The organism is Streptomyces sp. NPDC043952 (assembly GCF_056435325.1).
Map to the genome: position 1 here is coordinate 389,761 of NZ_JBWKES010000001.1, position 13,652 is coordinate 403,412.

The window sequence follows — 13,652 nt, forward strand, 5'->3', positions numbered from 1 at the left end:
CACGTCACTTCACACGGAGCCCCTATCGGGCGAGAACCTGGCCGAGGAGATCTCGGGGACGGCCATCGAGGGCTTGGCGCAGAGCTTCGGCCCTGGACCGGACCAGGCCGTCACGGTAGGGGCCTGGGAGGCGGTCGAAGATCCCGACCGCCATCTCGGCCGCCGTCGAGGGATCACCGTCGAGGCGCAGACAGCTGGCGGTGTCCATCGCGATCAGGGCCCGGGTCATCACTGAAGGGGATGCGGTGAGGTCGAGGGCGTCATCCTGGGCCGAGTAGGCGGCCTCGGTATCCCCGAGAAGGGTGTATGCCTGGGAGAGATGGACGAAGTGCTTCTGGGCCGGGTAGCCAAACCATGTGTCGGCTGCCTCATTCTCGCCGAGACGTTCGATCAAGGCCCGCACATCCGCGACCGCCGTCCACGCTCCCTGGCGGTCGCCGATGGCGGCGAGGGAGCGGGCAGTCACGGCCGCTGCCAGTGCTCCGGCCGCGATGGAGGTCCGGCCGGCTGCTCTGCGGGCTCGGGCCGCGATGCGTACGGCCACTTCGGGGGCACCGTAGTTCAGCGGCACCATCGCATGCCGTGCCAGCACCCAGGCGGTCATCCTGCGGTCACCGGATTCCCGGGCCGCCTTCTCCGCTGTCGCGAACCAGCGGAAAGCATCCTGTTTGTCGCCCCGGTCATGCTGAACGATGGCGACCAGACCGGCGATCCCCGCGGCAGTGCGGGCGAGATCAGCACGTGCGCGGGCCGGGTGGGGCTGGTTGAGGACTTGCCCGAGGAGAACGAGATCCGCCTGCATCTCGGCCAGGACTTCGTCGGGGGCCCGGCCGTGGTAGCCGCCTCGGTGCCGCTCGAATGCCGACTCCAGGTAGGCCAGGTCACCGGCCCCGGTCCCTGTAAGAGCCCCGTCGATGCCCTCGCGAGCCTGTGCGATGCCAGGCAGCGCCGTCACACCTGCCGCAACGGCGGCCACCCCGAGAAACCTTCGTCGTTCCACGTCCTCTTTCTCCCTGCGCCGGCTGCGTCGGTGCTGTCGCGATGCGGCGACTGCCCGCTGCACATCCGTGACGCTCAACCCGAATGCTCGGGCGATCGTCTCGTGCCAGTCCGGGACCGGTAACCGCTTCTCCAGTTCCCACCGCTTGATGTTCTCCCAGTCGAACCAGCGCCCGCCCTGGGCCTGTTGAACGACCTGGGCCTGTTCGTCGCGGGTGCGTCCGGCGTCTTCGCGGATCGTTCGCAGTAAGACGCCGATGCCGTCCGGGGCCACCATGGCACTTTCCCTCCGTCACCGTCGGGTGAGGACCTCATCCTGGCCCCCTGCAGCGGCCCCCTGCCGGAAAGCGCACCCCTTCCTGGCCCCTCATTTCTTGTGTTCCCCGGCAGTTCAATGGGCGAACGCCACCGAAGCACATGGAGCAGCTGCCGGCGTCGAGCGTTCGGGTCTCGATTCCGTGGCTTCGGTACGTCGTACGGCCATGACGCGAGAGGCTACGGCCAGCACTGCCGGTACACCGAGGAGCAACCGATGAGCAACGTGCTGACCACCGATCACCCCGCCTGGCAGACGTACGAGGACGGTACCCACGCGCGTGCCGTCCGTACGGCCTCCGGCATCTGGATCGTGTCCCACGACCGGGACGGCCTGCATATGAGGTGCGTGGACGGCACCGAGGACGTCAAGCCCGAGTTCATCGCCACCGACCCCGCGCACCTCCCGTCGGCCGCCCCGGTGTCCCTCCGTGAGGGCCTCCTCGGGCTCGGCGTCACCCAGCGCCTGGCGAACCCATCACTGTGGGACGCGATCAGCACGGCGATCCTGCGGCAGGTCGTCCGCGCCGACCAGGCCCGGAAGCTGTACCGCATCTGGTGCAGCGCCTACGGCACTACCATTGAAGGCCCCCACGGGCCGCTCGCCGTGGCGCCCACTCCTGACGCCGTACTCGCCCTGACCGATGAGCAGTTCGCGGAGGTCGGGGCGAAGTTCCACCGCAATGCCCTGCTGGCGGCAGCAGCGGAGTACAAGCGGAATCACCGCGACTGGGAGTGCCTGCGCGCCGGCGCCCTGGCCATCAGCCTCACTCTCATCTCCCGCGTCGGCCCTTGGACCGCTGCCGCGGCGGCGGCGGACTTCACCGGCGACTTCAGTGTCTACCCGCATGACGACCTGGCCGTGCGTACCTGGGCCGCCAAGATCGCCCCGGCCTTCGCCTGGCCCGGCAAGAAGGACAAGGCCTTCGGCCCGCTGTGGACGGGCTGGGCCGGTACCGACCGCGCCGCCCTGCACACCCTCACGCTCGCGACCCTCTCCTGGGGGACGCACGCCCGATGACATGGAGGACCGATGCAGCAGTTACCGCTGATCGCGGGCGCCGACAACCTGCACACGCTGGACGCCCTGTTCGTCAACGCGCCGCTGCGTGACTACACCCTGCGGCCTCGGACCAACGACTACACCCTGCCCGTGCTCGGCATGGCGTATATCGCCACCTACGCCCGGCTCAGCGGCTTCAATGTGGGCGTGCTCGACGCCGAGGCCCACGGACTGGGTCTAGAAGAGACCGCCCGGATCGTCAACGAGGCCGCGCCCCGCTGGGCTGCCATGAACCTCCTCGCACCCACATACGAGATGTCCGCAAAGATCGCCGCCCTGCTCGATCCGGGTATCGCCCTCATGGTCGGCGGCCATCATGCCAAGGCCATGCCGGACCGCATCCTCGCCGACCCTCGCATGCGGCACCTGCGCGCACTCGTCCTCGGTGAAGGAGAACTCCGCGTCACCGCCCTCCTGGAGGACGAACGGAACCGGCGCGTCCTGCCGGGCGTCCTGTGGCGCGACCCTCTGCTCGGTACCCGGGCCGCCGGTATCACCGACCCCAAGAGCGGCGCGACGCTGCTGGGTCCCGACATCAACAGCCTGCCGTACGTCAACCGTGCCTTTCTCTCCCAGGATCCCTACCGGGCCGCGCCGACGCCGGATCGCCCGGTGGCCGGCACGCAGCCCTGGATCGTGCGGCGCCATACCGCCAGGCGTTGGGAGGCAAACATCGTCGGAAGCCGTGGCTGTCCCTACAACTGCACGTTCTGCGGTGCTGCCGTGTCCGCCAACCCGGACGTCGCGATCCGCGTGCGGTCCCCCGAGAACATCATCGGTGAGCTGGACCAACTGCACGAGGAGTACGGCGTGACCGCCTTCCGCTTCGTGGACGACCTGTTCCTCGGCGCGGGCCGGGTCATCGATGAGCAGATGCGAGCTTTCACCCACCACAAGATCGGTGACCGGTACGTGTGGGACGCCACCGGCCGGATCAATGTCCTCGACCGACTCACTGACGCCGACCTGGACCGTCTCGTCGCCAACGGGCTGCGCGAAGTCGCCCTCGGCATCGAATCCGGCAGCGACCGCGTTCTGGCCGCGATGGACAAGCGCATCACCGCCGAGATGACCGAACGCGTCGCTCGTCGGCTGGTCTCCCACGGCATCGGGGTCAAGGGGTACTTCATCCTCGGCTTCCCCGGCGAGACCAAGGCGGACCTGGAGGCCACTGTGCGGCACATCCGCAATCTGTGGGACACCTGCGATCAGCTTCCCGGCGACTTGCGCGCCAGCGTCTTCGAGTTCCGCCCCTATCCGGGCACGCCGGTGTGGAAGACCCTCACCGAAGAGGCCGGCTACCAGCCGGATGATCTGCTCGCCTACGGGGATGTCGACCTCACCCAGGACGGCGCCGACGAGTCCATGCGTCAGCGCGACGAGTTCAATTTTAGCGTGGGCATCCAGTTCGGCGACGTTCCTCTGAATGAGGTCCGTGCCACGCTCGCGATGCTCACCCGAGAACAGCACGAACGGAACCGGTCCGGGATGGAGTCAGCCGCATGACCGGAGACCGCACCGGCTTCTTCATCAGCATCGACGGCCCGAGCGGCGTGGGAAAATCCACCACTGTCCGGAAGCTGCGCGCCCTGCTCTCCGCGCGGGGTGTTCCTTCTCAGTGGACGGCTGAACCGACCCGTGGTGACTTCCTCGGGGACTTCACCCGTACACACGGCCCACAGCTTCGGGGCATTGCCCTGGCCTGCCTCGTCGCATCCGCTCGATACCGGCACATCGAGACCACCATCGACCCGGCGCTCACCAATGGGCGACTGCTCATATCCGACAGGTACGTCGCATCGTCCCTTGTCCTCCAGCGGCTCGACGGCGTACCGATGCAGTTTCTGCTTCTCCTCAACGAGGCGGCCCCGCACGCGGACCTGGCAGTGATCCTCACCGCCTCCCCCGGTACGATCGCGGACCGCATCGCCCAGAGCGGCCTCACTCATCGCTTCCGAGCCGACCCCGAAGCACCAGTCCGTGAGGTCGAGCTGTACGACGACGCTGCGGAAATCCTCGAAACCCTCGGGTCCAAGGTGCTCGTCATCGACACCACTGAGATACCTCCATCGGAGGTCGCGCGCCGAATCGCCGACGCGATCCCCGCCCTCCCACTACCGTCGGGGGCCTCAACCACCGCCCCGACCCCCCAGGAACCATGAGCGGACAGCCGGCACAGCCCATCATCGACACTCACGTTCTTCTCCTCGACGGCGAGAAGATCCTGCTCTCGCAGAGAGGCGGCCCCTACGGCTACCGCCGGTGGCACCTGCCTTCCGGGAAGCTCGACCGGGGCGAAACCCTCACCGCCGGGGCGGCCCGCGAGCTCTTCGAGGAGACCGGCGTCACGACCGACCCCGGCCACCTGGAACTCCGGCATGTCGTGCAGCACCGGCAGGAGGACGGTTCGGAGCGGATCGGGTTCTTCTTCGTGGCCACCGAGTGGGCGGGAACACCTGTCAACAAGGAGCCCGATAAGTGTCTCGCCCTCCAGTGGTTCGCCACCCATGACCTCCCCGAGGACATCATCGAGTACCCCTACGCGGGCCTGCACGGCTGCCTCGATCCGTCCAGCGCCCTGACGCTGCACGGGTGGCAGTAGCCGCACATCGATCGGCCTTGGCCCGGCCCCGCTCGCCCCGCGGTGGATGAGCGGGGCCTTCACGCGCCTCCGTGGCATGCAAAGGTCGCGTGCCCGGTGCTGAGCCCGGAGGCGACAGGCATTGTCGTCTTCCCACTTCGCTTCGGCGCCGTTTCTGATGGGGAGCTGTCCCGTCGCCGGGTCATGGCAGGTCTCGTTGAGCGGCTGGTGGCGCAGAAACTGTGGGATCTTTTCGGCGGATGGTGCCGCCGACCGGGATGGTTCGTCCGCAGGGTGGAGGGAAGAGGCGGGCCGACGATCGCGAGGTCTTGGCCGGGATCGTCTTCGTCACCACTTCCGGCTGCACGTCGCGCCAACTGCCGCCTGTGACCATGCCCATCCGCGGTACGGCCGCGAGAGCGGAACATCACCCCACGCGCCGCTCGCAAAGGCACCGAATCGTCGAACCGCCTCGGCCGTCATCACTGGGTCATAGAGAGAACCGTGTCCTGGCTCGCCGGCTGTCGCCGCCCGCACCGTCGCCATAAGCGCAAGCCGGAACACTTCCTGGCCCTCGTCGACATTGCGGCAGCTCTCATCGGACGTCGCCGACTCACCCGCTGAGTTGCGCCATCAGTCCGTCAGCGGGGTGAGAGGGTCCGGTCGGGACAGCACCTCGGACAGCGGCAGACCATCCCTCGCAGCAACGGTCCGCGGACCCGCAGTTCAGCGCGAGTCCGCGGACGGTACTTGGGTTCCTTGCCACACCCGCAGACCGACAGCCCTTCGTAGCGCAACCCTTCACCCAGCACCGCAGCCACCACAGACCAACTGCGGACATCACGCCTGGGCGGCGGAGCGAAGTCGTGACCAGCGCAAATGAGGGACTGAGAACAGTTCGGGCACCGGTGCTCCCGCTGCGGATAGGCATGCTGCTTGAAACTGACATGGCACGAGACACACGCATAGTGCAGCTTGTAAAAGGTCATGGCGTAGAAACACACCGGCTTACCGTACCGAGCAGGCCCACAAGGTGCTCCTCCCCACGTAGACGGGGCACGACCGCATGAACGGAGGCGGCAGAGTCCGTTCGTCGGCCTCTGCCGCATTCCTGGATCATCACCAGTTCCGGAGAGTTGTTGCGCCCGCGTAGGCCCGTCGCGTGGAGGCGACGCGGTCCAGGTAGTTCGAGAGGGCGTCGGGGCCGGCGCCCGGTGGGATCGGGTCGAGAGCGACGATGAGCAGGGCCGGGTAACCACGATCCAGGTGTGACCGCCACGCGTCACCGGGATCGGGCACCTGCACGAAGACTTTCGGGTGCCCGTAGTCGAGGACCACGTACGCACCCCGCCTCACGATTCGGGGCCCGACGGTCGATACGGTCTCGGCGGCAGAGCGCAGCCCCATGGCGTCGACCATGCCGATCAAACCGACCTCGATCGATTCGGCCGTCTCACCAGGGCATCGCGGCGGAGGGTGGCCGATCAGCAGAAAGGCGGCCATGTCGAGCCAGGTCGACACGATGCAACCCGCGAGGAAGTCGGCGCCGGGTACAGCCCGGATCGTGGGACCAGCATCGGTCACCTGGTCACCTCGGCCCATACCTTCTTGCCGAACGGCCTGTCGTCCACACCCCACCGCTCCGCGAGGACACCGACGATGTGCAGGCCGCGCCCTCGGATGCTTTCACCCGTCGCCTCGCGGGGCCGGGGGCGGCGCCGCCTGGGGTCGTGCACCTCGACGCGCACCCGGTCGGGCGTCGTACCGACCACGACGTGGATCGAGTCGCCCGGCTCGGTGCCATAGCGGTAGGCATTCGTCACCAGCTCGGAGACGATGAGCACGACGGTGTCGACACAGTCGACGGCGACCGGGAGTTCACCACGTGCCAGTACCTCGCGCACATAGGCGCGGGCCCGGCCCACCGATTCGGGTTCGCTCACCAGCAGCAGCGTGTGCGGCGGCCCGTCGGGCGGCTGGCAGCATGCGGGTGGGGGTGCCTGCGGAAGATTGATCACGAATACCCCTTCATGGGCAATTTCCGTGCTCAGTAGCCGACTTGTGCTGCTCAGTCGACTACGTAGCGAAAAGACCGCTTACGGGAGCGGATTTCCAGGCTGCACGGCCGACTCGATCGCGTGCAAGACTTCACGGCGTAACACCACCGAGAAGGTGTCGAACGAACGTCTTGCATTGCGCAGCGGGTGCCCGAGAGCTTTCATCGTGAGGGGCGAAAGTCGCTCATACCGGGTTCTACGGAGGGGCTGGAGATGACTGAGGGTCCGACCGGATCAACCGTTCCCCGTCGTCAACTGGGGCGGAACTTACGGGATTTGCGTAACCGAGCACGCCTGACAGTGCGTGCGGCAGCGACGAAGCTGGAATGGTCCGAGGCGAAGATGTGGCGCATCGAGACCGGCCAGACACCGCTGCGAAGCCTGGATGTCCAGGCGATGTGCTCGGTGTATGGCGCTCCACCGCACATCACCGAGGCCCTGATGGGGCTGGCGAAGGAGACCAAGGCGCGTGGTTGGTGGCACGCGTACGGCGACGTGATCCCGGAGGGGTTCGACGTCTACGTCGGCCTCGAAGAGGCAGCGGAGTCACTGTCGTTGTACGAAAGCGACCTCGTACACGGCCTGCTTCAAACCGACGGGTACGCGAGAGAGATCATCCGTACGCACATCCGAGGCATTGACGAAGCGGACCTTGATGGCCGCACGCGCCTTCGCATCGAACGTCAGTCGCTCCTGACCCGAGCCACCGATCCGCTGGTGTTGCACGCGGTGCTGGGCGAGGCGGTTCTACGCCGCCCCGTCGGTGGGCGCGAGGTGATGATGCAGCAACTCGCGCACCTTGTCTACGTTTCGGAGCTACCGAACGTCTCGATTCGTGTGGCGCCCTTCGCTGCTGGTATGCACTTGGGAGTTGTCACGGGTCCGTTTGCAGTCCTCCGCTTCCCGTTGACCGGTGACGGGGTCGCCACGGAACCGCCGACGGTCTACGCGGACGGGTACACCGGCGGCCTGTACCTCGACAAGGAGCGAGAGGTACAGCAGTACGACGCGGCCTTTAACGACATCTGGGATGCATCGCTGGACGAGCAGGCGTCGAGACGCCTGATCGCTGAGGTAGCAGGGAGCTATGAAAAGGGTTGAGAAGGCCGAGTGGTTCAAGTCGAGCCACAGCAACGGAAACGGCTCCTGCGTCGAGGTGGCCCACCTTGACGACACGGTCGCCGCGCGAGACAGCAAACAGCAGGCCGGTCCTGTCCTGACCAGCGCCTTCGAGGGGTGGCAGGCATTCATCGCAAGCGTGGTCAAGGGCGAGCTATAGGGACTTCCCTCAGCAGTCTGAAGGACGGCGCGCCCCCTGTACGGCTGCCTCTGGCCGCACAGGGGGCGCTTGTCATGCGTGGCCTGCCTTCCGGGATCGTCAGATCTTGTACAGGTGGTGCGGGATCGCCCGCTTCCAGACCGCTTCGAAGGCCGCGGAGCACAGCTTCACGGCCTGCGGATCCGTCGTGATCTCGTCCTCCACCACCACTCCGTCACCTGAGAAGTGGTGCACCCGAAGCAGCACGCCATCGAACAGCCAGAAGTCATTCCCCGGCAAGGGGATACTCGTGGCAGTGATCAACTGATCGTAGGGATGCCACCAGGACACACGGTCCTCCCAGCTGATCCGCTCGCCCCGCTTCCACGCCTCGAAGCGGTCCGTGGACGCGTAGGAGTCACGCAGCTCCAAGTGAACGGCGGAGCGCTCGCACTGGCCAAGCAGCTCAGCGAAGCCGGGCACGCTCGACGGCATCACCTTGAACGCTCCCTGTTCATCCCTGGCCATGGTGACGCGCTGCCCTCATCGCTCGAAGCCATAACTTAATGGCCGGGCACGGTAGTTCGCGCACGGATCGGGACCTCTCCTTCCCGGAGCGGCCCAGGACCGAGCCGCCCCCTCCCGTTCACCGGATGTCCCCCGAATGCCGTACGGCCCGTAACCCCGTCACCCTTTCGGCCGTTGCCGGGCAGAACGCCCGCGCCGAGAGACCCATGGATGTCCCGTGCCCAGGTTCAGTGTCATCGTCCCCGTGTACCAGGTCCAGGCGTATCTCTCCGAGTGCCTGGACTCCGTGCTGTCGCAGTCGTACCCGGATCTCGAAGTGATCGCCGTGGACGACTGTTCGCCGGACGCGTGCGGGGAGATCATCGACGAGTACGCGGTCCGGGACCCGCGGGTCAAGCCGTTACACCTGACCGAGAACCGGGGGCTCGGGCGGGCCCGGAACGCCGGGCTCGCGCAGGCCACCGGCGAGTACCTGATCTTCCTGGACAGCGACGACACCCTCACTCCGGGCGCGCTCGCGGCCATCGCCCGGCGGATCGAGGCGACCGGCGGACCGGATGTGCTGGTGTACGACTACGAGCGCACGTACTGGGACGGCCGGCGGGTGCGCAACCACCTCGCGGCCGAGCTGAGCGAGTGGGGCCGGGCGCCCTTCCGGCTCACCGACCGGCCGGGGCTGCTGCGGGTGCTGATGGTGGCCTGGAACAAGGCGTACCGGCGGGAGTTCGTCGCGGAGCAGGGCTTCGCCTTCCCGCCGGGCTACTACGAGGACACCCCCTGGACCTTCCCGGTGCTGATGGCGGCCGGTTCGATCGCGACGCTGGACCGGGTGTGCGTGCACTACCGGCAGCGCCGCCAGGGCAGCATCCTGTCCACCACCAGCCGCAAGCACTTCGATCTGTTCGACCAGTACGAGCGGGTCTTCGCCTATGTCGCCGACCACCCGGAACTGGCCTTCTGGAAGCCCGAGTTGTTCCGCCGGATGATCGACCACTACGGCGTGGTCTTCACCCGCCCCGGACGGCTGCCGCGCGGCAGCCACGGGGAGTTCCTGCGCCGGGCCCGCGACCACTACCGCCGCTACCGGGTGCCGAAGGCGCGGCTGCGGCGGCGGCATCTGCTGATCCGGTTCGGGCTGCACCGCACCTTCCGGGCCCTGCGGTACGCCGCCGCCGCCCGCCGCCGCCTGCGGGCGCTCGTGCTGGGCCCGGCGCGCGCCGTGCGCTCCGGCGCGCTGCGGCTGCACTACCGCGTCCAGCGGCGGCTGCCGCTGCGCCCCGAGCGCGCGGTGTTCGCCGCCGCGGGCGGGTACGGCGGCGACCCGGCCGCGCTGGAGGAGGCGATGCGCCGGTACGCCCCGCATGTGCGCACCACCTGGATCGCCGACCCGGCGCACCCGCACCCGCTCCCCGCCGGCCCGCGTCTCGTCGCCCCCGGCACGGCCGCCCACTGGACGGCGCTCGCCCGCTCCACGTACCTGTTCGGCGACGCCCACCTCACCCGCGGGCTGCGCAAGCGGGACGGGCAGATCCTCGTGCGCACCCTCGGCGGAACCCCCCTCGGACACACGGGGCTCGATCTCGTGGAGCGTCCGGCGGCCGGCGCGGACAGCGACTTCGCGGCACTGCTGCGGGACGTCGACCAGTGGGACCACGTGGTCTGCGGCAACCGGCACTCCACCCTGACCTGGCAGCGCGTCCATCCGGGCCGCTGGACCGCCCTGGAGTACGGCAGCCCGCGCACCGACGTCTTCCAGCGGGCCACCCCGGACGACGTGGCCCGGCTGCGCGCCACCCTCGGCATCCCCGCGGGCGCCGTCGCGATCCTCTACGCCCCCGCCCGCCGCGACCACCGCCGCACCCAGCACCTCCCGCTGGACCTGCCGAGGCTCGCGCACGGACTCGGCCCGCGCTTCGTGCTGCTCGCCCGCACCCACGGGGACGCGCCCGTCGAGGGCGCCCGCGTCATCGACGTCTCCGCGCACCCCTGCCCCGAGAGCCTGTGCCTGGCCGCGGACGCGCTGCTCACCGACCAGTCACCGCTCGTGTTCGACTACGCCGGCCTGGACCGGCCGATCGTGCTGCACACCGGGGACTGGGCGACGTACCAGGCCGTCCGCGGCGCCTATGTCGATCTGCCCGGCGCCCCGCCCGGCGCGGTGGGGCGCGACGAGGACGAACTGATCGGCGTGTTCACCGAGGGCCACTGGGACGGCGCGCGGGCCGCGCTGCTGCGGGCCGCGTTCCGGGAGCGGTTCTGCCCCTGGGACGACGGGCGCGCCGCCGAACGCGTCGTACGGCACATCGTGCTGGGCCGCACCGAGCCGTCCCCGGTGGTGCCGCTCGGCGAGCGCCACCCGGTCCGCCCGGCCACGGCCGGCACCCCGCACCCGGCACGGACCCCGCTGGCCACCGTGCCGCACCCGGCCGGCCACCGACCCGTCACCAGGATCGCCGAACACCGTTGACATCACCGGGAGTTCCCTTGCCCCTCGGCTCGACGCGGCCCGCCCCGAGCCGGCCGCCCACCTGGCGCCCGGCGGGCCGGCCGGGGCGGATGCGCACGGCGCCGTAGAGCCACGTCCGCAGGACGACAGCCGTAGCGCCGCGTCCGCAGGACGACAGGAAGAACGACAGAAAGAGCAGAATGCCCCGCTTCAGCATTATCGTCCCCACCCATGGGGTCGCCGGCCGGCTGTCCCAGGCGCTGGACTCGGTCCTCGGCCAGTCCTTCGGCGACCTGGAGCTGATCCCGGTCTGCGACGCGCCCGACGCCCCGGCCGCCGAGGTGGCCGCCGGGTACGCCGGGCGGGACCCACGGGTGATGCCGGTCCACTCACCGCCGTCCGCCGGGCTCGGCGGGGCGCGCAATGCCGGGATGCGGGCGGCGAACGGCGCGTACGTGCTGTTCCTGGACGGCGACGACCTGCTGCTGCCGGGCGCGCTGGCAGCCGTGGACGCCCGGCTGACCGGGACCGGCGGGGTGGACGTGCTGTACGTGGAGCACGAGCGGGCCCCCTGGTGGGAGGGCGATCCGGTGAACCCGGTCGCACCGCTGTTCGCCGGAGCCCCGCAGGGCGCCTTCGCCCCCGCCGCGCTGCCCCGGCTGACCGGCGCCGCGCTCCCGGCGTGGAGCGCGGTGTACCGCCGCGCGTTCCTCACCGGGCACGAACTCGCCTTTCCGGAGGGCCACTTCACGGACCTCGGCTGGGGCGGCCTGACCACGGTCGCCGCCCGGCGGATCGCCGTACTGCGCCGGGTGGTCGTCCGGCACCGGCTGCGCCGGCAGGGCAGCCGGCTGAACCTGCCCGGCGAACACCAGCACGCCCTGCTCGACCAGGTGGAGCTGGTCCTCGCGCGGGCCGCCGAGCACGCCCTGCCCGCCGAGCGCACCGGGCCCCTCTTCGACCAGCTGTTCGCGCTGGTGCTGAAGACCGCGGCCCGGCCGGAGCGGCTGGCCCGCGGGCACCGGGCGTTCTTCCGCCGCGCGGCCCGTCTGTACCGCCGGTTCCGGCCGGAGGGGCACCGGATGCCGCGCGGCAGCCTCGGGGTGCAGCACCGGCTGCTGGCGGTCGGCGCGTACGACGCCTTCCGCGCCCTGCGCGACGCCAACCGGCTCGCGGGCCGGGCCGCCGGGAGCGTCCCGCGCCCGCACGCGGTCCGCACCCGGCTGCGCTACCGCGCCGCCCTGCGCCGCCCGCTCGACCCCGACCTCGTTGTCTACTGCGCCTATTGGGGCCGCGGTTACGCCTGCAACCCGGCCGCGATCCACGCCAAGGCCCGCGAACTCGCCCCGCGGCTGCGCCAGGTGTTCCTGGTGGAGGCCGGGCAGGAGCACACCCTGCCGAAGGACGTGGAGTACGCGGTGCTCGGCTCCCACCGCGCCTGGGAGTTGCTGGCCCGCGCCACCTATCTGGTCAACAACGCCAACTTCGCGGAGGGCGTGGTGAAACGGCCCGGCAGCGTGCACCTCCAGACCCAGCACGGCACCCCGCTGAAGACGATGGGCGTGGACCAGTCGACGTACCCGGTGGTGGCCGCGCGCTCCGGCAGCTTCACCAAGCTGCTGGGCCGGGTGGACCGCTGGGACTTCAACCTCTCCTCCAACCGGCACTCCACGCGCATGTGGGAGCGCGCCTTCCCCGGCTCCTGGGAGGCGCTGGAGTACGGCTATCCGCGCAACGACGTCTACTACACGGCGACCGCCGCCGATGTGGCCCGCGTCCGCCGGGAGCTGGGCATCCCCGAGAACCGGCTCGCCGTGCTCTACGCGCCCACCCACCGCGACCACCACAGCGGCTTCGAACCCGGCCTGGATCTGGAGGAGTTCTGCGCGGCGGCCGGCGAGGACGTCGTCGTACTGCTGCGCGCCCACTACTTCTACGACCAGGGCCGCACCCGGCACTCGGACCGGATCATCGACGTCACCGCGCACCGCAGCGCCGAGGACGTGTGCCTGGCCGCGGACGCGCTGATCACCGACTACTCCTCCATCATGTTCGACTACGCCAACCTGGACCGGCCGATCGTGATCTACGCCGACGACTGGGACGTCTACCGGCAGTCGCGGGGCGTCTACTTCGACCTGATGGCCGAGCCGCCGGGGCCGGTCGCCCGCACCCCCGGAGAACTGGCCGCCGTCTTCCGCGAGGGCACCTACGCGGACCCGGAGTCGACCGCGCTGCGGGCCGCGTTCCGGGAGAAGTTCTGCGAGTTCGACGACGGGCGGGCCGCCGAGCGCGTCGTACGGCGGGTGCTGCTGGGCGAGCCGCCGCAGGCGCTGCCGCCGGTGCTGCCGCTCGGCGAGCGCGTCCCCGCCCCCGCCGCCGTGACCCTCGTGAGGAGCTGACCC

The 13,652-nt window shown here is 69.6% G+C and carries 12 protein-coding genes and 1 pseudogene; 9 read left to right on the forward strand and 4 right to left on the reverse strand.

Features of this window, described 5'->3' with window-relative positions; genetic code table 11:
* Window positions 1-22: 22 nt before the first annotated feature.
* Window positions 23-1,276, reverse strand: a complete 1,254-nt coding sequence (locus AC069R_RS01810) for a transcriptional regulator (RefSeq protein WP_478763645.1) — start codon at window positions 1,274-1,276, stop codon at window positions 23-25.
* Between the two features lie 255 nt (window positions 1,277-1,531).
* Between AC069R_RS01810 and AC069R_RS01815 the strand changes: the two genes are divergently transcribed.
* The 5 genes and pseudogenes from AC069R_RS01815 to AC069R_RS01835 form a co-directional block, all read left to right on the forward strand.
* On the forward strand, window positions 1,532-2,335 hold the full coding sequence (locus tag AC069R_RS01815; protein WP_478763646.1) for a DNA glycosylase family protein: 804 nt from the start codon (window positions 1,532-1,534) through the stop codon (window positions 2,333-2,335).
* A gap of 12 nt (window positions 2,336-2,347) precedes the next feature.
* Complete coding sequence (locus tag AC069R_RS01820) at window positions 2,348-3,883, forward strand: B12-binding domain-containing radical SAM protein (RefSeq protein WP_478763648.1); 1,536 nt, start codon at window positions 2,348-2,350, stop codon at window positions 3,881-3,883.
* A complete protein-coding gene (locus AC069R_RS01825) occupies window positions 3,880-4,539 on the forward strand; it encodes a dTMP kinase (protein WP_478763650.1) in 660 nt (219 codons plus the stop codon). The genes AC069R_RS01820 and AC069R_RS01825 overlap by 4 nt, the downstream gene beginning before the upstream one ends.
* Window positions 4,536-4,979: an NUDIX hydrolase gene (locus AC069R_RS01830; RefSeq protein WP_093679469.1), complete on the forward strand. Its 444-nt coding sequence runs from the start codon at window positions 4,536-4,538 to the stop codon at window positions 4,977-4,979. Before AC069R_RS01825 ends, AC069R_RS01830 begins: the two co-directional genes overlap by 4 nt.
* A gap of 399 nt (window positions 4,980-5,378) precedes the next feature.
* Window positions 5,379-5,582: pseudogene (locus AC069R_RS01835) on the forward strand (IS5/IS1182 family transposase); the annotation flags it as partial.
* A 495-nt stretch (window positions 5,583-6,077) separates the two neighbouring features.
* On the opposite strand, the gene AC069R_RS01840 reads toward AC069R_RS01835, so the two are convergent.
* Together AC069R_RS01840 and AC069R_RS01845 are read right to left on the reverse strand one after the other, a co-directional pair.
* Window positions 6,078-6,542, reverse strand: a complete 465-nt coding sequence (locus AC069R_RS01840) for a hypothetical protein (RefSeq protein ID WP_478763652.1) — start codon at window positions 6,540-6,542, stop codon at window positions 6,078-6,080.
* Window positions 6,539-6,901: an ATP-binding protein gene (locus AC069R_RS01845; RefSeq protein WP_478763654.1), complete on the reverse strand. Its 363-nt coding sequence runs from the start codon at window positions 6,899-6,901 to the stop codon at window positions 6,539-6,541. Before AC069R_RS01845 ends, AC069R_RS01840 begins: the two co-directional genes overlap by 4 nt.
* A gap of 327 nt (window positions 6,902-7,228) precedes the next feature.
* Here AC069R_RS01845 and AC069R_RS01850 point away from each other — a divergent pair, with 327 nt between their 5' ends.
* On the forward strand, window positions 7,229-8,116 hold the full coding sequence (locus AC069R_RS01850) for a helix-turn-helix domain-containing protein (protein ID WP_478763655.1): 888 nt from the start codon (window positions 7,229-7,231) through the stop codon (window positions 8,114-8,116).
* Window positions 8,103-8,294 (forward strand): DUF397 domain-containing protein, encoded by a 192-nt coding sequence (locus AC069R_RS01855; RefSeq protein WP_478763656.1) that lies wholly within the window; start codon window positions 8,103-8,105, stop codon window positions 8,292-8,294. Before AC069R_RS01850 ends, AC069R_RS01855 begins: the two co-directional genes overlap by 14 nt.
* A 99-nt stretch (window positions 8,295-8,393) precedes the next feature.
* On the opposite strand, the gene AC069R_RS01860 is transcribed toward AC069R_RS01855, so the two are convergent.
* Entirely contained in the window at window positions 8,394-8,768 is a 375-nt protein-coding gene (locus AC069R_RS01860) for a DUF6879 family protein (protein WP_478763696.1), read from the reverse strand.
* Between the two features lie 250 nt (window positions 8,769-9,018).
* Between AC069R_RS01860 and AC069R_RS01865 the strand changes: the two genes are divergently transcribed.
* A complete protein-coding gene (locus AC069R_RS01865; RefSeq protein ID WP_478763658.1) occupies window positions 9,019-11,268 on the forward strand; it encodes a bifunctional glycosyltransferase/CDP-glycerol:glycerophosphate glycerophosphotransferase in 2,250 nt (749 codons plus the stop codon).
* A gap of 179 nt (window positions 11,269-11,447) precedes the next feature.
* Window positions 11,448-13,649: a bifunctional glycosyltransferase/CDP-glycerol:glycerophosphate glycerophosphotransferase gene (locus AC069R_RS01870; protein ID WP_478763659.1), complete on the forward strand. Its 2,202-nt coding sequence runs from the start codon at window positions 11,448-11,450 to the stop codon at window positions 13,647-13,649.
* The last annotated feature ends 3 nt before the right edge of the window (window positions 13,650-13,652 follow it).

Coding starts and splice junctions, on each gene's coding strand:
- AC069R_RS01850 (WP_478763655.1), top strand. CDS start 7,229: ATGACTGAGGGTCCGACCGGATCAACCGTTCCCCGTCGTCAACTGGGG.
- AC069R_RS01815 (WP_478763646.1), top strand. CDS start 1,532: ATGAGCAACGTGCTGACCACCGATCACCCCGCCTGGCAGACGTACGAG.
- AC069R_RS01830 (WP_093679469.1), top strand. CDS start 4,536: ATGAGCGGACAGCCGGCACAGCCCATCATCGACACTCACGTTCTTCTC.
- AC069R_RS01870 (WP_478763659.1), top strand. CDS start 11,448: ATGCCCCGCTTCAGCATTATCGTCCCCACCCATGGGGTCGCCGGCCGG.
- AC069R_RS01860 (WP_478763696.1), bottom strand. CDS start 8,768: ATGCCGTCGAGCGTGCCCGGCTTCGCTGAGCTGCTTGGCCAGTGCGAG.
- AC069R_RS01855 (WP_478763656.1), top strand. CDS start 8,103: ATGAAAAGGGTTGAGAAGGCCGAGTGGTTCAAGTCGAGCCACAGCAAC.
- AC069R_RS01825 (WP_478763650.1), top strand. CDS start 3,880: ATGACCGGAGACCGCACCGGCTTCTTCATCAGCATCGACGGCCCGAGC.
- AC069R_RS01820 (WP_478763648.1), top strand. CDS start 2,348: ATGCAGCAGTTACCGCTGATCGCGGGCGCCGACAACCTGCACACGCTG.
- AC069R_RS01810 (WP_478763645.1), bottom strand. CDS start 1,276: ATGGTGGCCCCGGACGGCATCGGCGTCTTACTGCGAACGATCCGCGAA.